This is a genomic window from Pseudomonas tumuqii (assembly GCF_013184545.1).
In the GTDB taxonomy this organism is placed as follows: Bacteria; Pseudomonadota; Gammaproteobacteria; order Pseudomonadales; family Pseudomonadaceae; genus Aquipseudomonas; species Aquipseudomonas tumuqii.
The window spans coordinates 50,642-69,901 of the sequence record NZ_JAAOJA010000004.1 but is presented as its reverse complement, the minus strand read 5'-3'; the positions used below and the strand labels follow the sequence as shown (position 1 = coordinate 69,901).

The window sequence follows — 19,260 nt, the reverse complement described above, 5'->3', positions numbered from 1 at the left end:
CTATCGGCCGCCATCAACCGTGCAGCGCCTGCGCCTCCGCCGTTTCATGGGCCTGACGCAGACGCTCGCGGCTGTTGGTCAGGTGCAGGCGCATGGCCGCGCGGGCCGCATCGGAATCCTGGCGGGCGATGGCCTCGAAGATCTGCTCGTGCTCGCGGCTCAGACGCGCCATGTAGTTCTGCTGGTCGTCCTGGGCAATGCGCGCCGAGTTCAGGCGGGTGCGCGGGATGATGCTGGTACCCAGGTGGCTCATGATGTCGGTGAAGTAGCGATTGCCGGTGGCCTCGGCGATCAGCAGGTGGAACTGGAAGTCCGACGCCACCGCATCGCCGGAGTGGGTGACGTTCTGGCTCAGGGCATCCAGGGCCTCGCGCATGGCCGTCAGCTGCTCCGCACTGCGCCGTTGCGCGGCCAAGCCCGCCGACTCGACCTCGAGGCTGATGCGCAACTCGAGAATCGCCAGCACATCGCGCAGGGTGACGATGGTCGCCGGGTCGATGCGAAAACCGCTGGGGCTCGGCGTGTCCAGCACGAAGGTGCCGATGCCGTGGCGGGTTTCCACCAGGCCAGCCGCCTGCAAGCGCGACAACGCCTCGCGCACCACGGTGCGGCTGACGCCCTGCTCTTCCATGATCGCCGACTCGGTCGGCAACTTGTCGCCGCGCTTGATCACGCCGTCGCGAATCCGCTGGGACAGCTCGGTCACCAATTCCTGGGCCAGGCTGCGATGCTTTCTGCGTACGCGCGGTGGGCTGTTCTGAGTGTCCATATCGGAGGTCTTTCTCGGCTGACGACTAGGCTGCCATCATATCCCAGCAGTTGTACGATGACACCCCCGGTCACGCATCGGCCGTGTGCAGCAACGACAGCACGCGTTTTCAAGACAGCTATTGGCGAAGGCGGAACCCGATGACAGCGACACTTCTCAGCCTCGAAGACGGCATCACCCGCCTGAGCCTGGCCCCCGAACTGGGCGGCAGTATCGTCAACTGGGTGGTCACCGCCACGGGTCAGGCGCTGCTGAGGCCCAGCGACCAACAGGCCCTCGACGCCGCCACGCCACGGCGGCTGGCCTGCTACCCGCTGGTGCCCTGGTCCAATCGTATCGCCGGCGGCGGCTTTGCCGGCCCCGATGGCTGGTTCGATCTGGCCGCCAACAGCCCCAGCGATCCCTTGCCGATCCACGGCAGCGCCTGGCAACAGCCCTGGCAGGTGAGCGCACAGAGCGCGACGGAAATCGTCCTGCAACTGGACAGCCAGCTGCCCTTCGCCTATCGCGCGGTACAGCGCTTTCGCCTGCACGGCGGGCGGCTCGACCTCGACCTGCAGGTCACCCACCTGGACGAGCGCGCCGCCTGGCATGGTCTGGGCTGGCACCCCTATTTTCCGCGCACTCCGCACACCCGCCTGCGCGCCGCGGCAAAACAGGTCTGGCACTGCGACCACAGCCGCTTGTCCACCGAACTCGCTACGCTGCCAGCGGCCTGGAACTTCGAGCAGGCTCGCCACCTACCCGCGCAGCAGGTCGATAACGCCTTTGCCGGCTGGAACGGTGAATGCCAGATCATTCAGGAAGATGGCGGTTACCAACTCGACTGTTGCAGCGACAGTCCGTATTACTTGCTTTATTGTCCAACCAAGCAGAGTCCAACCAAAGAGAGTCCAACCGAACAGAACTTCTTCTGTTTCGAACCGGTCACCCACCCGGTCAACGCCCATCACCTCCCTGGTCGCCCGGGCCTGCGCTTACTGCGCCACGGCCAATCCTCCAGCCTGCACTTCGGTTTGCAGTACCGGCCACTGAGCCACAGTTGAACGCCTGCCGGAGGCACTATCGAGCGCTTAATTGAACATAACGGTCTTATTCACTGTCAGACCAAACTCATAGTGGTCACCCGTCTAGACAGGGCGATTCAAACCCCCTCTAGACTTTTAAACGACGTTGACCATAATTGTATTCAGCTGTATGCAGTGGCACTTTTGAGAACACTCGCTTAATTATTCCAAGTAGTTGTTTTCGAAGAACATTATTTCTCAACAAGATGCATGGAGGAGTGTTCGACAGCCACATCAGCCATTGCCACAGCCAATAAATCGATGACCGTTGCAGTAAGGCCAATGCCTTACGTTGTCATCGCACCACTCTTCAAGACCATGGGTAATCACGTGACGAAAGACGAACTGCGCGCCGAACTCGAGCGCCAGGCGCAGCGTTACATGGATGTACAAGGCGGAGAAATCATTACTTACGCCGCTCAACCGGATCCCGAGCGCAAGCCCTGGCGCAAGAAGGCCAGCCTTCTTGACCAAGCATTTGAAAAAGAAATCGAAAAGATCGAGAAAGACCTGCACGCCAAACCCGACGAGCACAGCGGCTGAGCGATTCCTGCAGAACGTCCTTGCAGGAATAACGATCGATAACCGCAGCTCGCGGCGTTAGCGCCCCTTGCCACCCAGCAACGAGCCCAGCAGACCGCGCACCAACTGCCGACCAAGCTGGTTGGCGGCTTGGCGTACGGCGCTTTTCATCACCTGGCCGGCCAGGCCGCCCAGCATGTCGCCGATGCCGTCGGCGGGACTCGCTTTGGTTGGCGGCTGCGCCGCCGCCTCGGCACTGGCTTGCGCGGCACGGGCGCTGAGCAGTTCGTAGGCCGACTCGCGGTCGACCGGTTTGTCGTAGCGCCCAGCCAGCGGCGACTGGCGAATCAAGGCGCCCCGCTCGCTCTCGCTCAACGGACCGATGCGCGACTGTGGCGGCGCGATGGCCACGCGCTGGACCATGGCCGGCGTGCCCTTCTCTTCCAGGGTGCCGACTAGGGCCTCGCCGATACCCAGTTCGGTCAGGGTTGCCAGGGTATCGAGCGAGGGGTTGGGGCGGAAACCGTCGGCCACCGCGCGCAGGGATTTCTGCTCCTGGGTGGTGAAGGCGCGCAGGCCGTGCTGAATGCGCAGGCCGAGCTGGGCCAGCACGTCATCGGGCAAGTCACTGGGCGATTGGGTGACGAAGTAGACGCCGACGCCTTTCGAGCGAATCAACCGCACCACCTGTTCCAACCGCTCCTGCAGGGCTCTCGGGGTGTCGGCGAACAGCAGGTGCGCCTCATCGAAGAACAGCGCCAGCAGCGGCTTGTCGGCATCGCCGCGCTCCGGCAACTGCTCGAACAACTCGGCCAGCAGCCACAGCAGGAAGGTCGCGTAGACCTTCGGCGCCTCATGCACCAGACGGCTGGCGTCGAGCAGATGGATGCGCCCGCGGCCGTCGCGATCCGGCTGCAGAATGTCCTCCAGCTGCAGCGCAGGCTCGCCGAACAGGGCCTCGGCGCCCTGTTGTTCGAGGCTCGACAGACGCCGCAGGAGGGCCTGGGAAGAGCCAGTGGTGAACAGCGCACTGTCCTCGCCGAGCACGGCCGGATTGTTCTTCAGGTAGGCCAGCAGGGCTTTCAGGTCTTTCAGATCGAGCAACAGCAGCCCTTCGCGATCCGCCACCTTGAACGCCGCATAGAGGGCGGCCTGCTGGCTGTCGGTCAACTCCAGCAAAGCCCCGAGCAACAGCGGGCCCATCTCGCTGAGGGTGGTGCGCAGCGGATGACCGCTCTGGCCATGGATATCCCAGAGCGTAACCGGGTAGGCCGTCGGTCGATGCTCAAGCCAGGGCATGCTGGCAATGCGCTCGGCCACCTTGCCTTGCGGCGCGCCGACGGCGCCGAGTCCGCACAGGTCGCCCTTCACATCCGCGGCGAACACCGCCACACCGGCATCGCTGAACGCCTCCACCAGGCGCTGCAGGGTCACCGTCTTGCCGGTGCCGGTCGCCCCGGCCACCAGGCCATGACGATTGGCCAGGCGCAAAAGCTGGCCGACAGGTTGACCACCGAGATCGGCGCCAAGAACCAACTGGTTTGCTGCAGGCATTTATATGTCCCCTGAGTTAAAGCTTTGCTCCCACCATGCCGACATAATTGCTGACGCCGATTTACCGGCGCTGCCTGTGCCGTGCACCAGCCCAAGACTGGTTCCAGACATTACCGGACGCAAGAAGCCATGAGTAATAATTTGAAATTCAGCCACAAGATTCTCCTGGCCGCCTCGCTAGTGGTAATCGCCGCCTTCTCCCTGTTCACCCTGTACAACGACTACCTGCAACGCAATGCGATCCGCACAGACCTGGAAAACTACCTGCAGGAAATGGGCAACGTCACCGCCAGCAATATCCAGAACTGGCTGTCGGGGCGCATCCTGCTGGTGGAAAGCGCCGCCCAGTCGATTGCCCGGAACAGCGAGCCCGAGCAGGTCGTCGGCCTGCTGGAGCAGAAAGCCCTGACCTCGACCTTCGCCTTCAGTTACCTGGGCAGCGCAGACGGCGCATTCACCATGCGCCCGGACGAGAAGATGCCGGACGACTACGACCCGCGCAGCCGCCCCTGGTACAAGGACGCCATGGCTGCCGGCGCCACCACCCTCACCGAACCTTACGTGGATGCCGCCACCGGCGCACTGATCATCACCATCGCCACCCCGGCCAAACCTGCCGGCGTAGTCGGCGGCGACCTGAGCCTGAAGGCCCTGGTCGACATCATCAATTCGCTGGACTTTGACGGCCTGGGTTACGCCTTTCTGGTCAGCGCCGATGGCAAGATCCTGGTGCACCCGGACAAGAGCCTGGTGATGAAAAGCCTCGCCGACGTCTTCCCCGAGAACACCCCGCGCATTGGCAGTGCGCACAGCGAGGCGGCCAGCAACGGCCAGACCCGCATCCTCACCTTCGCCCCGGTCCAAGGCCTGCCCTCGGTCAACTGGTACGTCGGCCTGTCCATCGACAAGACCAAGGCCTATGCGGCGCTCAGTGACTTCCGCGCCTCGGCCATAGTCGCCACGCTGATCGCGGTGGTGCTGATCATCCTCCTGCTGAGCATGCTGATCCGCCTGCTGCTGCAACCGCTGACCGTGATGGGCAAAGCCATGCAGGACATCGCCCAGGGCGACGGCGACCTGACCAAACGCCTGGCGATCCAGTCCGACGACGAATTCGGCGTCCTGGGCAAAGCCTTCAACCAGTTCGTCGAACGGATTCACGGCTCGATCCGCGAAGTGTCTTCGGCCACCCACCAGGTCAACGAAGTGGCCAAACTGGTGGTCAACGCCTCCAACTCCTCGATGATCAACTCCGACGAACAGGCTAGCCGCACCAATAGCGTGGCCGCCGCAATCAACCAACTGGGCGCCGCTGCCCAGGAAATCGCGCGCAACGCCGCGGACGCCTCGACCCAGGCCTCCGATGCGCGGCAACAGGCCGAGGATGGCCGTCAGGTGGTGGAGAAAACCATCCACGCGATGAACGACCTGTCCAGCAAGATCCGCACCTCCTGTGGCCACATCGAAACGCTGAACGGCAAGACGGTGAACATCGGCCAGATTCTCGAGGTGATCAAGAGCATCTCCCAGCAGACCAACCTGCTCGCGCTCAACGCCGCCATCGAAGCCGCCCGTGCCGGCGAAGCCGGTCGCGGCTTTGCCGTGGTCGCCGACGAGGTGCGCAACCTGGCGCACCGCACCCAGGAGTCGGCGCAGGAAATCGAGAAGATGATCGAGGAACTGCAGGTCGGCTCCCGCGAGTCGGTCACCACCATGACCGAGAGCCAGCGCTACAGCGAAGAAAGCGTGCAGATCGCCAACCAGGCCGGCGAGCGCCTGAACAGCGTGACCCTGCGCATCGGCGAGATCGACGGCATGAACCAGTCGGTGGCCACCGCCACCGAAGAGCAGACCTCGGTGATCGAGTCGCTGAACATGGACATCACCGAGATCAACACCCTCAACCAGGATGGCGTGGAAAACCTGCAGGCCACCCTGCGCGCCTGCGGCGACCTGGAACAACAGGCCTCGCGCCTCAAGCTGCTGGTCGACAGCTTCCGCATCTGAAACCGTCGACAGCCAGGGAGGGCGCCTAGTCGGCGCCCGTTTTCATTTCGCTGCCCGCTGCTTCCGGCGGCTCGCCAGCCTGCTCCTGGAGCTGGCGCCACAGCTCGGCGGCATCGGCAAATTCGCTGCCGCTCTGCGGGTGCAAGGCATCCGGGTCATAACGCCTGACGCAGCCCTCACCAAGCGCTGGTGGTGGCTGCGAGGTAGCGCGGTCGAGGGGGTCGTGCATGCCGTGCACCTCCGTTGGCGCCCGCATTAGCGCCCAATAGATCATTGAAATCGATCGATATCAGCGCAAATTTACGCTTTTTATTGATCCGTCCATTTCCCACAATGACCACCTCGAGGTACTTCCCAGAGGTGATCATGTACCAGCTTCGCCCCGCTGCCGAACGCGGTCACTCGCAACTGAGCTGGCTGAACAGTTACCACAGTTTTTCCTTCGGCGAGTATTACGACCCGCGCTTTCAGGGTTTCTCGCACCTGCGGGTGATCAACGACGATAGCGTCATCGCCGGCGCCGGGTTTGCCACGCACGGCCACCGCGACATGGAAATCATCAGCTATGTTCGCCAGGGCACCCTGGCGCACCAGGACTCGCTGGGCAGCCGCGAAGAAATCCAGGCAGGGGAATTCCAACTGATGCGCGCCGGTTCCGGCATCCGCCACAGCGAGTTCAACGCCTCGGCGAGCGCGCCCGTGCACTTCATGCAAATCTGGATAGAGCCGGCGCAACGCGGCTTGGCGCCGAGTTATCAGCAGCGCGCCTTCGCCACGCAGGAAGGCCTGCAGCTCATCGCCAGCCCGGACGGCGCTGGCGGCAGCTTGCAGGTCGCCCAGGACATGACGCTCTACCGCTGGCAGAGCGGCCCGCTCGACTATGTGCTTGCCCCCGGCCGCTGGCTCTACCTGCAGCTGTTGACGGGCCAGCTGAATGGCCCAGGCATACACCTGACCCCTGGCGATGGCCTGCAAGTGCGCGAGCCCGGCACACTCAACCTGCAGGGTCAGGGCGAGGCGCTATTGTTCGACTTGCCCGCGGCCTGAAACCTCGGCGCCGCAGGCGACTTGCGGTCTCACTGTGAAAGGACTTTGCCCTGCTCGTGCTGGGCGAACTCCTTGACCGCGCGCAGCACATCGCTGCGACTGATCTGGCCAACCAGACGCCCGTTCTCCACCACCGGGAGGCGTCCCAGACGACCGCGCAGAAAGCGCTCGGAGACCTCAATGATGTCGGTTTCCGGAGAGATGGTCTCAACCTCGGTAGTCATATAGGAACTGACCACACCCCCGATCGCCTCGTAATAAGCCCCCGAGAGGATGCCCCGCAGGCAGTCGCCCTCGGATAACAAGCCGATCAGGTGGCCCTGGGAGTCAACCACCGGGGCGCCCGCAATACGATGTTCCAATAGCCGATTGATGGCGGTGAACAGATCGGTGTCAGACCGAAACGTCACCAGATGGCGAGTCATGTAATCGCGCACCTTGATTGATTTGAGCATTAGCGAACTCCTTCAGCCTGCACTTGGTTAATGCACGATACGGCAATCAGTCGAACACCACAGTCTTGTTATCGTGAACCAATACTCGGTCCTCTAAGTGATAGCGTAGCCCACGGGACAACACCATTTTTTCCACATCCTTACCCAGACGGACCATTTCTTCGATGCTGTCGCGGTGACTGACACGCACCACGTCCTGCTCGATGATCGGGCCGGCATCCAACTCCTCGGTCACATAGTGCGAGGTGGCGCCGATCAGCTTGACTCCGCGTAGCGAAGCCTGGTGATAAGGCTTGGCACCGACGAACGACGGCAGAAAGCTGTGGTGGATATTGATCACCCGCTGGGCGAAATCGCGACACAGTTGCGCAGGCAGAATTTGCATATAACGCGCCAGCACTATGACGTCGGCGGCATGCGCATTGACCAGTCGTTCCACTTCATCGAAGGCCCGCTGCTTGTGCTGTGGCTCGACCGGCACATGGAAATAGGGGATGCCGTGCCACTCGACCATGCTGCGCAAATCCTCATGATTGGAAATCACGCATGCAATATCGCAGTCCAACTCATCGCTGTGCCAACGGTGCAGCAAGTCAGCCAGACAATGCGACTCGCGACTGGCCATCAACACCACGCGCTTTTTCTGTGCCGAATCAGTGACCCGCCATTCCATGGAGAACTCACGGGCGATGGGCGCAAAGGCTTGATGAAACCCCGGCAAATCGAACGGCAAGGAATCGGCACGAATCTCATGGCGCATGAAGAACCAACCGCTGTGATTATCCGAGTGATGACTCGCCTCGGTGATCCAGCCGTTGTAGGTGGCCAGAAAGTTACTGACCTTGGCCACGATACCAACGCGGTCCGGACAGGCTATGACCAACCGAAAAGTACGCATGGGAAACTCCAGAGAAACCGCAAAGTCGGTCATTCTAGCCACAGCGCGAGAAAACTGCAGTAATCCTGACATCCAGCGCGGACCTCGAAAAAACTGACAAACACTGACGGGTTGACTCATAGAGTTATCGCGCCAGCAAATTTGCAACTTTGTTTGATAAACCGTGGCAAATTCTTGCAAAGCAGTTTACTTGTCAAAAGTGCCTGACTATTATTACTGACACTTAGCCATCACCTACTCAGATTAAGGTAAGCCCCATGTCGCTGATCAACGAATACCGTGCCACCGAAGAAGCCATCAAAGAACTGCAAGAGCGCCTGAAAAATCTGTCGCAAGACGACAAGCTGAAAAAAGAACTCGAATTCGAAGGCAAACTGCGCACGCTGATGGGCGAATATCAGAAGTCCCTGCGTGACATCATCGCCATGCTCGACCCGGACGCCAAAGTCAGCAAGGCACCGCGCGCCGGCGCCAAGACCACCGGGGTCAAGCGTGCGCGCAAAGTTAAGCAGTACAAGAACCCGAACACCGGCGAAGTGATCGAAACCAAAGGTGGCAACCACAAGACCCTGAAAGAGTGGAAAGCCAAGTGGGGCGGCGATGTTGTTGAAAGCTGGGCCACCCTGCTGGACTAAGCTCTACGCTTGAATCAGCGATTTCAGCGCATAAAAAACGCCAGCCTTGCTGGCGTTTTTTATGCGTTGTAACAATATCCATGTCGAAGACAAGCGCCGGGTGGCGTCAGGCCGCGCGGCCAGACGGCGAGCCCCTACAAAATGGCAGGCAACGGCCACTCGCTATTTAGCGTCTGCAGCCTGCAGCCCATTTAAAGGGCATAACGCAAGCGCAACTGTTGCGCATAGTCACGCCACTCCGTCAGTACCGTTTGTTGCCCGGGTGTGGCCTGCGCGAATATTTCGTCGAGCGCTGCCTCGAAATTCGTCAAGGTATTAGGCGCGCCACACTCGGGGCGGGTTAAACGCTGCTGACAAAATTCTACCCAGCGCTGCTGTTCTGCCGCGTCCAGGCTGGAGGAAAAGTTGCGCGCGCGATAACGAAATAATAATTCAGGTAAGCGTGCATCATCGAACGGCCAGGCATTCTTGGCTAACTGCGAGGGTTCGGCACTGCGCACTTGTTCGCATAAACGCCGGTCGCGATCACCGATAAAACCATCATATAGCTGTTGCTCGGGATCCTCGCTGGGCGCAAAACCTTCTTCGCCATATATCAGCGCGAGTTTGTCCTGCCATTGCGCTTGAGCGGCCACCAGTCGATCGGCATGCAGCAGAGGACCGGTCATATCCAACTGCAAACGCTGAATATCTTCGCCACGCAGTACATTCAATGGCGCCAGCACCGGACAACGGTTGATGTGCAGCAACTTCAAGGGGACCGGCAACTCGCCGTCGCCCAGTTGCTCGCGCCGGGTATATAGGCGCCGGCGCAAGGACTCGCCATCTTCCTCGAGCAACGGCGCCGGATCGGCGTGCAAGTCGCAGACGATAAGCGCATTGCGATTACGCGGATGCCAGGCCAGCGGCAATACCACAGCCAGGTAATGCCGCGTACCGGCGAAGCGCCCGGAAATATGCACCAGGGGTTGTAACAAACGAATCTGGTCGAGCACCCGTTGCTTGCTGCGCATGTGATAGAGGTAGTTGTACAGTTTTGGCTGCTTACTGCGAATCAGGCGCGCCAGCGCGATGGTCGCGCGCACATCGGCCAGCGCGTCATGGGCCTGGCCATGTTCGATGCCGTTGGCCGCGGTCAGGCGCTCCAGCTTGAGGCTGACGCGGCCCTCTTCCTCCGGCCAGACAATGCCATCCGGGCGCAGGGCATAGGCCGCGCGCACCAGATCGATCAGGTCCCAGCGGCTGTTGCCACCTTGCCACTCGCGGGCATAGGGGTCGAAAAAATTGCGGTACAGGCTGTAGCGGGTGACTTCATCGTCGAAGCGCAGGCTGTTGTAGCCCACAGCGCAAGTACCCGGCTGAATCATTTCGGCATGCATGCGGGCCATGAATTCGGCCTCGCCCAAGCCTTTCTCCGCCAACTGACTGGGCGTGATACCAGTGATGAGGCAGGCGGCCGGGTGCGGCAGGATGTCGTCGCTGGGCTGGCAGTAGATGTTCAGCGGCTCGCCGATTTCATTGAGGTCTTCGTCGGTGCGAATCCCGGCGACTTGCAGCGGTCGGTCGCGACGCGGATCGATACCGGTGGTTTCGTAGTCGTACCAGAACAGACTGGAGGTCACGGCGGTTTCCTAGAGGCGGGGTCCGCGCCAGTCTAGCAGGCTGTTGAAAACCGTAGCGAGCAACGGCCGGGCCGAGGCGCCTGGCTGAGGCCTTGACCCACCGCACAGCCGGGCGCGCTCGCAACGCCCTTGTTTGCCAGGCTGATTGCCAGTATCGCTATCGCTACTATGCTCTCTTGGACATTTCTGCTCATACAAGGACGCCGCCATGAGTGACGCAACCAGCCCCAACCCCTATGCAGCCCCCGCCAGCAGCCTGCGACAAGCGCCGAGCGACAGCCAGGCGCCGAGCATCGAGCAAGCCCTGAGCCGCGGTTACGACTTCGCTATCGGCGAACTGCTCGGCGAAGCCTGGCAGCGCGTCAAAGGCACCAAGGGCATCATCATCGGTGGCTTCCTGGTGTTCTATGCCGTGATGTTCGTCGTGTCACTGGTACTCGGCGGCATGCTCGGCATCTTCGCTGCCCTCAGCGAAAGCCCGACGTCAGTCATGATCGGCGAGCTGGTGATCGGCGTGCTGGCCTCGGCCCTGGCCTATCCCTTCATGGCCGGGATCAACATGATCGGCATTCGCCGCGCGGCCGACCAGCCGATCAGCTTCAACGAGATCTTCAGCCATTTCGGCCGCACCCTGCCCCTGGTGATCACCGCAGTGGTGATGATGCTGCTGATCTATCTCGGTATGTTCCTGCTGATCATCCCGGGCCTGTATCTGGCCATCGCCTACATGCTGGCGATTCCGCTGGTGGTCGAGCGCGGCCTGTCGCCCTGGCAGGCGCTGGAAGCCTCGCGCAAGGCCATCAGCCAGCACTGGTTCAAGACTTTCGGCCTGTTCCTGCTGCTCGGCCTGATCACCCTGGTCAGCGTCATTCCGCTGGGCATCGGCCTGGTCTGGAGTATTCCGCTGTTCGTCATCGCCATGGGCGTACTCTATCGCACCATTTTCGGCGTGCTGCCGCCCGCCCAGTGAACCCCACGCAATCGGGCCGATTCGCCGGCCCGATTGCGTCCCCGCCTGCTGCTGGTTAGGGTCTGTTCCCGTTTCATCGCGACCGCGCCGGAGCCTGTTTTTGCGCGAGGCAAGGCGCGAGACGCGAAGTTTGGTCGTTCCAAATGAGCGTCAAGAAACGCAGCATCGCGCAAAAACAGGCCCGGCCCTGCGGGTTGCGCGGAAAATCTCGCCATGCGTTGTTGTAGGACTTGGCAAGGGAACAACCATTACCGGCGTCCTACGCCTAGCGGAACGCCGCCCGGCCATGGCGAGATTTTTTGCGGCAACGCGGCTTGCGCTGAAACGGGAACAGACCCTAGCATCGGGCTTTCTTCGATGCAGTCTGCCAATGCCCCTCAACCCAGTCGCCCGTTTCTCCCGCGCGCAGTGCCCGCCGCTGGATACCCGTTATCGGGTGGAAACCCCGGAAGGCATCGATCTGCTCCTGCGCCCGGCGGGCCTGGTGCCGCGCGCCCTGGCCTTCGCCATCGACCTGCTGATTCGCGGCCTGCTGTTGCTGGCGATGTACGTCGTCCTCGGTCTGCTCGGCAAGTTCGGCATGGGCCTGGCGACCATCCTGCTGTTCCTGGTGACCTGGTGGTACATGGTGCTGTTCGAGGTATTCAACCAGGGCCGCTCGCCGGGCAAGCAGCTCCTCGGCCTGCGCGTGGTGCACGATGACGGCACCCCGGTCGGCTGGGCCGCCTCGCTGACCCGCAACCTGCTGCGCTTCGTCGATATCCTGCCGTTCGGCTACACCCTGGGCATTCTCAGCTGCCTCAATCACCCGGCGTTCAAGCGCCTCGGTGATATCGCCGCCGGCACCCTGGTGGTCTACCGCGACACCCTGCCCGCGAGGCCGAGCCTGCCGCAGGCCGAAGCGCTGCATGCACCCTTCGCCCTCGACCTGCTCGAGCAGCGCGCCCTGCTCGGCTTTGCCGAGCGTGGCGCCAGCCTGTCCGGTGAACGCCGCACCGAGCTGGCGGCCATTCTCGCCGAGCCGCTGCAAGTCCCGGTCGAGCAGGCGGAACAGCGGCTCAACGGCATCGCCCGCGGCCTGCTGGGGCCGACATGAAACAGCGCCTGTTCGAAAGCCGTCACCAGGTCGACTGGCAAGCCTTCGCCGAACAACTCGACGCGCTTGAACGCGGCAAGGCCGACAGCCAGCAATGCAAGGGCTTCGCCGCCGCTTACCGGCGCCTGTGCCAGCAGCTGGCCCTGGCCCAGGCCCGCGGTTACAGCAACCACCTGATCGAGCAACTGCAGCAACTGGCGCTGCGTGGCCACCAGCAGTTCTATCGCCATCGCAGCCCCCTGGGCGCGCAGTTGCTCGGTTTCCTGCTGGGCGGCTTCCCCCGTCTGGTCCGCGCCGAATGGCGCTGCGTGCTGGTCGCCAGCCTGGTGTTTTTCGGCAGCCTGCTGGTCATGGGCGCGCTGGTCTACCTGTTCCCCGAACTGATCTACAGCCTGGTCGATGCCGACCAGGTGGCGAGCATGGAGCAGATGTACGACCCCGATGCCCGGCGCCTCGGGCGCTTCGGCGAACGCCACTCGGGCGACGACTGGCTGATGTTCGGCTTCTACATCATGAACAACATCGGCATCGCCTTTCAGACCTTCGCCAGCGGCCTGCTGTTGGGCCTGGGCAGCCTGTTCTTCCTGCTGTTCAACGGCCTGATGATCGGCGCAGTGGCCGGCCACCTGAGCCAGATCGGTTACGGCACGACCTTCTGGTCGTTCGTCATCGGCCACGGCGCCTTCGAATTGACCGCCATCGCCCTGGCGGGCGGCGCCGGCCTCAAGCTCGGCTGGGCCCTGCTCGCGCCCGGTCGCCGGTCACGCGGCGAAGCCTTGCGCCTGGCCGCCGGGCGCAGCGTGCGTCTGATTGGCGGGGTGATTGTGCTGCTGGTGCTGGCGGCATTCGTCGAGGCCTACTGGTCCTCGATGACCTTCGCCGAACCGACGGTCAAATATGCGGTTGGCGCCGCCCTCTGGTTGCTGGTGCTGAGCTACCTGCTGCTGGCCGGCCGAGGTGCCCATGCGCCTGACTGATGCCAGCGTGGCGATCCGTCCGCGCGGTCCCTGGGAAGCGCTGGATCTGGGCGTACTGCTGGCGCGCCGGCATGCCGGCCTGTTGCTGGCCAGCTGGGCGTTGGTCACGGTGCCGATCTTCGCCCTGCTCTGCCTGTTGCTGTGGGACTACCCGGGCTGGGCGATATTCGCCTTCTGGTGGTTGAAACCGGCCTACGAGCGCCTGCCGCTGCATATCCTCGCCCGTGCCCTGTTCGGCGACACGCCCAGCCTCAAGCAAGCGCTCAAGGCCCTGCCCGGCCTGCTCAGACCGCAGTTGCTGGCCAGTCTGACCTGGCGCCGCTTCAGTGCGACGCGCAGCTTCGACCTGCCGGTGTTGCAACTCGAAGGCTTGTCCGGCCAGGCGCGCAGCCAGCGCCTGGTAGTCCTGGGCCAGCGCGATGCGGGCGCCGCGAGCTGGCTGACGGTGGTCGGCATGCACCTGGAGATGGCGCTGTGGCTGGGCCTGGTCAGCCTGTTCTACCTGCTGCTGCCGGCGCAGATCGAGCTGGACTGGAGCTGGCAAAGCCTGGCCAATGCGGCGGCCGGCGAGTGGCTGTGGCTGGAACACCTGTCCAACCTGCTGTATGTGCTGGTGCTGATCGTCTGGGAACCGGTCTACGTGGCCTGCGGCTTTACCCTCTACCTGAACCGACGCACCGCCCTGGAGGGCTGGGATATCGAACTGGTGTTCCGCCAACTGCGCCAGCGCCTGACCGGCGTGGCCTACGCCCTGCTGCTCGGTTGCGGCCTGTTGCTGCTGCAAGCGCCGACGCCGGTCATGGCTGCCGAGATCGGCAGTTGTCCGCTGCCGCTGGAAGACCCCAGAGGTCCCGAGGCCGCACGCCTGCTCAAGCAACCGCTGAGCAGCCAGGCGGCCCAGCACAGCATCGAGCAACTGCTGGATCAACCACCCTTTGAACACCGCGAAACCGTTACCCGCTGGCGCTTCGGCGAGCAAGAACCAGCCGCAGAGCCGAGCGAAGAGCAGCTCAGCGGCCTGCTGGAACTGCTCGAGAAGTTCTTCAAGCTGGCCGAATTCTGGAACAGCATCGACGCCGTCGCGCTGTTTTTCGAGGCCCTGCTCTGGGCGGCCCTGCTCGGCCTGGTGGCCCTGCTGGGCTGGCGTTATCGGCAATGGCTCGGCGTCTTCGCCGGGCGCCTGGGCCTGCCGCAGCGCACCGCAACGCCGCCCAGCCGCCAGCTGTTCGGCCTGGAGGTGACCCCGCAAAGCTTGCCAGAAGATGTCGCCGGCACAGTCGAGCAACTCTGGGCCGAACAGCCGCGCGCGGCTCTCAGCCTGCTCTATCGCGCCTTGCTCAGCCGCCTGCTGGACGATTATCGCCTGCCCCTGAACAGCGCCCACACCGAGAGCGAAGTGCTGCGCCTGGTCGAGGACCTGGAGCAAAGCGAACTGAGCAGCTTCAGCCAGGCCCTGACCCTGCACTGGCAGAATCTCGCCTACGGCCATCGCCTGCCGCCGGACGAGCTGCGCCAGACGCTGTGCCAAGACTGGCGGCGCCTGTTCGACGACAGGGTAAGAACATGAGCAGACGCCGCCAGTGGCTTATCGGCAGCGCGCTCATGCTTGGCCTGATCCTGCTCGGCCTCTACCTGCTGAGCCGCGCCCAGCCCTACACCGAAACCCTCGAGCACGGTCCGGCACCCGAGGCGCAGGCCAATCCGTACCTGGCCGCCGAGCACTTTCTCCGCCAGCAGGGCCTGCAGGTGCAGCGCAGCGCGGACCTGCAGCTGCTGCCGACCCTGCCCAGTGCCGGGCAGACCCTGTTGCTGCTTGCCGATCGCCAGCGCATGAGCCCGCGCCAGGTCGAACGCCTGCTGGCCTGGACGGCCAAGGGCGGGCATCTGGTATTGGTGGCCGAACGCCTGTGGGATGAGGATGAGGGTAGAAGCGGCGACCTGCTGCTCGACAGCCTGGGCCTGCAGCAGTACCAGAGCGACGACCTCGACCAGCCAGACGACGAGGCAGAGGAACCCGCTCCGGATGCCGACGAGACCGCAGCCAGCGCCTACCCCGAACTGACCCAGCTCTACCTGGAAAACGAGGACGCGCCGGCCTACTTCAGTTTCGACACCGGTTTTCACCTCTACGATGCCGACAATCGCGCCCATGCCTGGGCCAACAGTGCCGCGGCGACCCACCTGGTCCAGCTCTACCATGGCGACGGCCTGGTCAGCGTGCTGAGCGACAGCTGGATCTGGCAGAACGACAGCATCGCCAATTACGACAATGCCTGGCTGCTCTGGTACCTGAGCCAGGACAGCGCCGTGACCCTGCTCTACCACGCCGAGCGCGACGACCTGTTCAGCCTGCTGTTGCGCGACTTCCCCCAGGCCCTGCTGGCCCTGGCCCTGCTGCTCGGCCTCGGCCTGTGGCACGTCGGCATGCGTCAGGGACCGCTGCAAGCGCCAGCCAGCCCGAGTCGCCGGCAGTTGCAGGAGCACCTGCGCGGCAGCGCCGACTTCCTCCTCAGGCGCAGCGGCCAGCACAGCCTGCTGCAGGGTTTGCAACAGGATATCCAGCGCCGCGCGCGACGCCGTCACCCCGGTTTCGAGCGCCTCGGCGTGACCGAACAATGGCAAGTGCTGGGACGCCTGACCCGTCTGCCCAGCCGCGCCATCAGCCAAGCCATGCGGCCGCTGCCCACACAGCGCCTGTCCGCCGTCGACTTCACCCGCCAGGTCGCCCACCTGCAAACACTCAGGAATGCCCTATGATGAGCGAACACACGCCCGAACCGCTGAGCCCAGCCGCTGCCGCCCCGGCCCCAGCGCCGAGCAATCCGGCGCAGCAACGCCAGCGCGCCAGCCAACTGGCCCAGGCCCTGCGCCAGGAACTGCACAAGGCGCTGATCGGCCAGAATGCGGTGGTCGACGATGTGCTCACCGCCCTGATCGCCGGCGGCCACGTGCTCATCGAGGGCGTCCCCGGCCTCGGCAAGACCCTGCTGGTACGCGCCCTGGCGCGCTGCTTCGCTGGCGAGTTCGCACGCATCCAGTTCACCCCGGACCTGATGCCCAGCGATGTCACCGGCCACGCCGTGTACGACCTGCAGAGCGAGCAGTTCAAGCTGCGCAAGGGCCCGGTGTTCACCAACCTGCTGCTGGCCGACGAGATCAACCGCGCCCCGGCCAAGACCCAGGCGGCGCTGCTGGAGGTCATGCAGGAGCGCCAGGTTACCCTCGAAGGCCGCGCCCTGGCGGTGCCGCTGCCGTTCATGGTGCTGGCCACGCAGAACCCGATCGAGCAGGAAGGCACCTACCCGCTGCCCGAAGCCGAACTCGACCGTTTCATGCTCAAGCTGCGCATGGACTACCCCGAGCAGGCCGAGGAGCTGAGCATGGTGCGCCAGGTCACCCGCTCGACCCGCGCCGACATGCTCGACGTCAGTCCCTTGCGCACCCTGCTGCAAGCCAAGGATCTGCTGGCCATGCAGAAGATCGCCAGCGACCTGCCGCTCGACGAGCAGGTGCTCGACTATGCCGTGCGCCTGGCGCGCGCCACCCGTACCTGGCCGGGGCTGATTCTCGGCGCCGGACCCCGCGCCTCGATCGCCCTAGTCCGCGGCGGCCGCGCCCGTGCCCTGCTGCGTGGCGGCGACTTCGTCCTGCCGGACGACATCAAGGGCTGCGCCCTGGCCGTGCTGCGCCACCGCGTACGCCTGGCGCCGGAGTTGGATATCGAAGGGCTGGCGGTCGATCAGGTGCTCCAGCAGTTGCTCGATCAGGTTGCGGCGCCGCGTCTATGAACCTGTCGATCCCGGGGGTTGGCGCATGAAGCCCGCACGCGCGCTGCTGAGCCTGCTCGGCGCCCTGCTCGGCCTGGCGATTGTGCTCGGCGTCTTGCAGGCCCTGGCGGTAAAAGTGCCGCAGAGCCTGCACGCGCTCTGGTGGGGGCTGCTGCTGGCGCTGACCGGCGCGGCGCTGGTGGATGCCCTGCGCGTGCGCAAATTGCCCTCGCCACGCCTCGAGCGGCTGTTGCCGGGCAACCTGCCGCTGGGGCGCTGGAGCGAGGTACGCCTGTGCCTGCACCACGCCTATGCCCAGCCCCTGGCGCTGGAGGTGTTCGACCACGTGGCCGATGGCATGGCGTTCGAGCATCTGCCGCAACGCATCGAACTGCGTCCGGGCGAACAGACGCAGCTCAGCTACCGCGTGCGGCCGCTGTTGCGCGGGCACTTCAGTTTTACCCAGTGCGAGATCGACCTGCCCAGCCCGCTGGGCCTGTGGCGCGCGCGCCGCTACCTGGCCCTGCCCGGGGAAACCCGGGTCTACCCGGACTTCGCCCGCCTGTATGGCGCGCAACTGATGGCGGTCGACGACTGGCTCAGCCAGCTTGGCGTACGCCAGCGGCCACGCCGCGGCCTGGGTCTGGAGTTTCACCAGCTGCGCGAATTCCGCGACGGCGACAGCCTGCGCCAGATCGACTGGAAGGCCACCGCCCGCAAGCGCACGCCGATCGCCCGCGAGTACCAGGACGAGCGCGACCAGCAGATCATCTTCCTGCTCGACTGCGGCCGGCGCATGCGCAGCCAGGACGGCGAACTGGCGCACTTCGACCACGCCCTCAATGCCTGCCTGCTGCTCAGTTATGTGGCCCTGCGCCAGGGCGATGCGGTGGGCCTGGCGACCTTTGCCGGGGAGCAGCAGCGCTTCCTCGCGCCGGTCAAAGGGCCGGCGCAACTCAATGTGCTGCTGAACGCCGTATATGACCTGCGCAGCACCCTGCAGCCGGCCGACTTCGCCGCCGCGGCCGACAGCCTGCTCGCCCGCCAACGGCGGCGCGCCCTGGTGGTGCTGGTGAGCAACCTGCGCGACGAAGATGACGAGGAGTTATTGAGCGCGGTCAAACGCATCGGCCGCCAGCACCGCGTGCTGATCGCCACCCTGCGCGAAGAGGTGCTCGACAGCCTGCGCCACACGCCGGTCGAGGATCTTGCCACGGCCCTGAGCTACTGCGGCGCGGTCGATTACCTCAACGACCGCGCCGGCCTGCACGAGCGCCTGGCCGCGCACAACGTGCCGGTGCTCGACGCCCGCCCCAGCGAACTGGGCCCGCAACTGGTCAGCCGCTACCTGGACTGGAAGAAGGCCGGGGTGCTATAGGCGATTCGTAGCCTGGATGAGATCCAGGACAGCAGCTGGGTCGTGGCATACCGCTCGCGGATGTCATCCGGGCTACGGGAAATAGCAGATCAGCCGCGGGCGGCCTTGACCACTTCGATATAGGGTTCGGCAAAGCGCTGATCCTGGATCAGGGCGATGAAATCGCGACCCTGGGCATCCTTGGCCTCGAGGTCGTAACCGGCTTCGACGAAAAAGCCGACGAAACGCGCGAAATCGTCGATGCGCAGGCCGCGATAGGCCTTGATCAGCTTGTGCAACGACGGCGGCGTGGCGTCAGCCGGCTCCACGGAGAGGAACAGCTTGATCGGCTCGTCACCGATCTCTTCGCCAATCACCTGTTTCTTGTCTTTACGCATCGTTCACTCCAACACTGCAGGCCACACGGGGCCGGCAGTGTACCTCTGGCGGAGGCTGCTGCTCAACGCGCAAGCGGGCTGGGAGATGGCGATGGCAGGCCTGGACCTGCCCGGCAAAC

The 19,260-nt window shown here is 63.9% G+C and carries 19 protein-coding genes; 12 read left to right on the top strand and 7 right to left on the bottom strand.

Annotation, left to right across the window (positions count from 1 at the left end; all coding sequences use genetic code 11):
- Window positions 1-13 precede the first annotated feature (13 nt).
- Complete coding sequence (locus G9C89_RS09325) at window positions 14-769, bottom strand: FadR/GntR family transcriptional regulator (RefSeq protein ID WP_172147596.1); 756 nt, start codon at window positions 767-769, stop codon at window positions 14-16.
- A gap of 140 nt (window positions 770-909) precedes the next feature.
- On the opposite strand from G9C89_RS09325, the gene G9C89_RS09320 reads away from it, so the two are divergent.
- Window positions 910-1,815 (top strand): aldose 1-epimerase, encoded by a 906-nt coding sequence (locus G9C89_RS09320; RefSeq protein ID WP_172147595.1) that lies wholly within the window; start codon window positions 910-912, stop codon window positions 1,813-1,815.
- A gap of 351 nt (window positions 1,816-2,166) precedes the next feature.
- The gene (locus G9C89_RS09315; RefSeq protein ID WP_172147893.1) at window positions 2,167-2,379 is read left to right on the top strand and encodes a hypothetical protein; all 213 of its coding nucleotides are present in this window, start codon (window positions 2,167-2,169) and stop codon (window positions 2,377-2,379) included.
- Between the two features lie 57 nt (window positions 2,380-2,436).
- On the opposite strand, the gene G9C89_RS09310 is transcribed toward G9C89_RS09315, so the two are convergent.
- Window positions 2,437-3,912: a helicase HerA-like domain-containing protein gene (locus G9C89_RS09310; RefSeq protein WP_172147594.1), complete on the bottom strand. Its 1,476-nt coding sequence runs from the start codon at window positions 3,910-3,912 to the stop codon at window positions 2,437-2,439.
- Window positions 3,913-4,041: 129 nt separating this feature from the next.
- Here G9C89_RS09310 and G9C89_RS09305 point away from each other — a divergent pair, with 129 nt between their 5' ends.
- Window positions 4,042-5,919 carry a methyl-accepting chemotaxis protein gene (locus G9C89_RS09305; RefSeq protein ID WP_172147593.1) on the top strand — a complete coding sequence of 626 codons (1,878 nt, stop codon included), beginning with the start codon at window positions 4,042-4,044 and terminating at the stop codon, window positions 5,917-5,919.
- Window positions 5,920-5,944: 25 nt separating this feature from the next.
- Here G9C89_RS09305 and G9C89_RS09300 read toward each other — a convergent pair whose 3' ends face one another.
- Window positions 5,945-6,148: a hypothetical protein gene (locus tag G9C89_RS09300; RefSeq protein WP_172147592.1), complete on the bottom strand. Its 204-nt coding sequence runs from the start codon at window positions 6,146-6,148 to the stop codon at window positions 5,945-5,947.
- 137 nt (window positions 6,149-6,285) lie between these two features.
- Here G9C89_RS09300 and G9C89_RS09295 point away from each other — a divergent pair, with 137 nt between their 5' ends.
- A complete protein-coding gene (locus tag G9C89_RS09295; RefSeq protein WP_172147591.1) occupies window positions 6,286-6,966 on the top strand; it encodes a pirin family protein in 681 nt (226 codons plus the stop codon).
- A 29-nt stretch (window positions 6,967-6,995) separates the two neighbouring features.
- Here G9C89_RS09295 and G9C89_RS09290 read toward each other — a convergent pair whose 3' ends face one another.
- Window positions 6,996-7,421 carry a CBS domain-containing protein gene (locus G9C89_RS09290; protein WP_172147590.1) on the bottom strand — a complete coding sequence of 142 codons (426 nt, stop codon included), beginning with the start codon at window positions 7,419-7,421 and terminating at the stop codon, window positions 6,996-6,998.
- A 46-nt stretch (window positions 7,422-7,467) separates the two neighbouring features.
- Entirely contained in the window at window positions 7,468-8,319 is an 852-nt protein-coding gene (gene purU, locus G9C89_RS09285; protein ID WP_172147589.1) for a formyltetrahydrofolate deformylase, read from the bottom strand.
- Between the two features lie 257 nt (window positions 8,320-8,576).
- On the opposite strand from purU, the gene mvaT reads away from it, so the two are divergent.
- Window positions 8,577-8,954, top strand: coding sequence for a histone-like nucleoid-structuring protein MvaT (mvaT, locus tag G9C89_RS09280; protein ID WP_172147588.1), 378 nt, complete (start codon window positions 8,577-8,579; stop codon window positions 8,952-8,954).
- Window positions 8,955-9,145: 191 nt separating this feature from the next.
- Here the strand turns inward: mvaT and sbcB are convergent, their stop codons facing one another.
- Window positions 9,146-10,576, bottom strand: a complete 1,431-nt coding sequence (gene sbcB, locus G9C89_RS09275; protein WP_172147587.1) for an exodeoxyribonuclease I — start codon at window positions 10,574-10,576, stop codon at window positions 9,146-9,148.
- A 208-nt stretch (window positions 10,577-10,784) separates the two neighbouring features.
- Between sbcB and G9C89_RS09270 the strand changes: the two genes are divergently transcribed.
- From G9C89_RS09270 to G9C89_RS09240, 7 genes are all read left to right on the top strand, one after another.
- On the top strand, window positions 10,785-11,546 hold the full coding sequence (locus G9C89_RS09270) for a hypothetical protein (RefSeq protein ID WP_172147586.1): 762 nt from the start codon (window positions 10,785-10,787) through the stop codon (window positions 11,544-11,546).
- Between the two features lie 370 nt (window positions 11,547-11,916).
- Window positions 11,917-12,642 (top strand): RDD family protein, encoded by a 726-nt coding sequence (locus tag G9C89_RS09265; protein WP_172147585.1) that lies wholly within the window; start codon window positions 11,917-11,919, stop codon window positions 12,640-12,642.
- Window positions 12,639-13,619, top strand: coding sequence for a stage II sporulation protein M (locus tag G9C89_RS09260; protein ID WP_172147584.1), 981 nt, complete (start codon window positions 12,639-12,641; stop codon window positions 13,617-13,619). The genes G9C89_RS09265 and G9C89_RS09260 overlap by 4 nt, the downstream gene beginning before the upstream one ends.
- Complete coding sequence (locus G9C89_RS09255) at window positions 13,606-15,186, top strand: DUF4129 domain-containing protein (protein ID WP_172147583.1); 1,581 nt, start codon at window positions 13,606-13,608, stop codon at window positions 15,184-15,186. Before G9C89_RS09260 ends, G9C89_RS09255 begins: the two co-directional genes overlap by 14 nt.
- The gene (locus tag G9C89_RS09250) at window positions 15,183-16,376 is read left to right on the top strand and encodes a DUF4350 domain-containing protein (protein ID WP_172147582.1); all 1,194 of its coding nucleotides are present in this window, start codon (window positions 15,183-15,185) and stop codon (window positions 16,374-16,376) included. The genes G9C89_RS09255 and G9C89_RS09250 overlap by 4 nt, the downstream gene beginning before the upstream one ends.
- Entirely contained in the window at window positions 16,376-17,407 is a 1,032-nt protein-coding gene (locus G9C89_RS09245; protein ID WP_172147892.1) for an AAA family ATPase, read from the top strand. Before G9C89_RS09250 ends, G9C89_RS09245 begins: the two co-directional genes overlap by 1 nt.
- 25 nt (window positions 17,408-17,432) lie before the next feature.
- Complete coding sequence (locus tag G9C89_RS09240) at window positions 17,433-18,764, top strand: DUF58 domain-containing protein (protein WP_172147581.1); 1,332 nt, start codon at window positions 17,433-17,435, stop codon at window positions 18,762-18,764.
- 89 nt (window positions 18,765-18,853) lie between these two features.
- Here G9C89_RS09240 and G9C89_RS09235 read toward each other — a convergent pair whose 3' ends face one another.
- Window positions 18,854-19,141, bottom strand: a complete 288-nt coding sequence (locus tag G9C89_RS09235) for a PA4642 family protein (RefSeq protein WP_172147580.1) — start codon at window positions 19,139-19,141, stop codon at window positions 18,854-18,856.
- Between the last annotated feature and the right edge of the window lie 119 nt (window positions 19,142-19,260).

What these genes read in the sequence shown, in the direction of transcription:
- G9C89_RS09325 (WP_172147596.1), bottom strand. Translation starts at nt 769, where the DNA reads ATGGACACTCAGAACAGCCCACCGCGCGTACGCAGAAAGCATCGCAGC.
- G9C89_RS09320 (WP_172147595.1), top strand. Translation starts at nt 910, where the DNA reads ATGACAGCGACACTTCTCAGCCTCGAAGACGGCATCACCCGCCTGAGC.
- G9C89_RS09310 (WP_172147594.1), bottom strand. Translation starts at nt 3,912, where the DNA reads ATGCCTGCAGCAAACCAGTTGGTTCTTGGCGCCGATCTCGGTGGTCAA.
- G9C89_RS09305 (WP_172147593.1), top strand. Translation starts at nt 4,042, where the DNA reads ATGAGTAATAATTTGAAATTCAGCCACAAGATTCTCCTGGCCGCCTCG.
- G9C89_RS09300 (WP_172147592.1), bottom strand. Translation starts at nt 6,148, where the DNA reads ATGCACGACCCCCTCGACCGCGCTACCTCGCAGCCACCACCAGCGCTT.
- G9C89_RS09295 (WP_172147591.1), top strand. Translation starts at nt 6,286, where the DNA reads ATGTACCAGCTTCGCCCCGCTGCCGAACGCGGTCACTCGCAACTGAGC.
- G9C89_RS09290 (WP_172147590.1), bottom strand. Translation starts at nt 7,421, where the DNA reads ATGCTCAAATCAATCAAGGTGCGCGATTACATGACTCGCCATCTGGTG.
- purU (WP_172147589.1), bottom strand. Translation starts at nt 8,319, where the DNA reads ATGCGTACTTTTCGGTTGGTCATAGCCTGTCCGGACCGCGTTGGTATC.
- mvaT (WP_172147588.1), top strand. Translation starts at nt 8,577, where the DNA reads ATGTCGCTGATCAACGAATACCGTGCCACCGAAGAAGCCATCAAAGAA.
- G9C89_RS09270 (WP_172147586.1), top strand. Translation starts at nt 10,785, where the DNA reads ATGAGTGACGCAACCAGCCCCAACCCCTATGCAGCCCCCGCCAGCAGC.
- G9C89_RS09265 (WP_172147585.1), top strand. Translation starts at nt 11,917, where the DNA reads ATGCCCCTCAACCCAGTCGCCCGTTTCTCCCGCGCGCAGTGCCCGCCG.
- G9C89_RS09260 (WP_172147584.1), top strand. Translation starts at nt 12,639, where the DNA reads ATGAAACAGCGCCTGTTCGAAAGCCGTCACCAGGTCGACTGGCAAGCC.
- G9C89_RS09255 (WP_172147583.1), top strand. Translation starts at nt 13,606, where the DNA reads ATGCGCCTGACTGATGCCAGCGTGGCGATCCGTCCGCGCGGTCCCTGG.
- G9C89_RS09250 (WP_172147582.1), top strand. Translation starts at nt 15,183, where the DNA reads ATGAGCAGACGCCGCCAGTGGCTTATCGGCAGCGCGCTCATGCTTGGC.
- G9C89_RS09245 (WP_172147892.1), top strand. Translation starts at nt 16,376, where the DNA reads ATGAGCGAACACACGCCCGAACCGCTGAGCCCAGCCGCTGCCGCCCCG.
- G9C89_RS09240 (WP_172147581.1), top strand. Translation starts at nt 17,433, where the DNA reads ATGAAGCCCGCACGCGCGCTGCTGAGCCTGCTCGGCGCCCTGCTCGGC.
- G9C89_RS09235 (WP_172147580.1), bottom strand. Translation starts at nt 19,141, where the DNA reads ATGCGTAAAGACAAGAAACAGGTGATTGGCGAAGAGATCGGTGACGAG.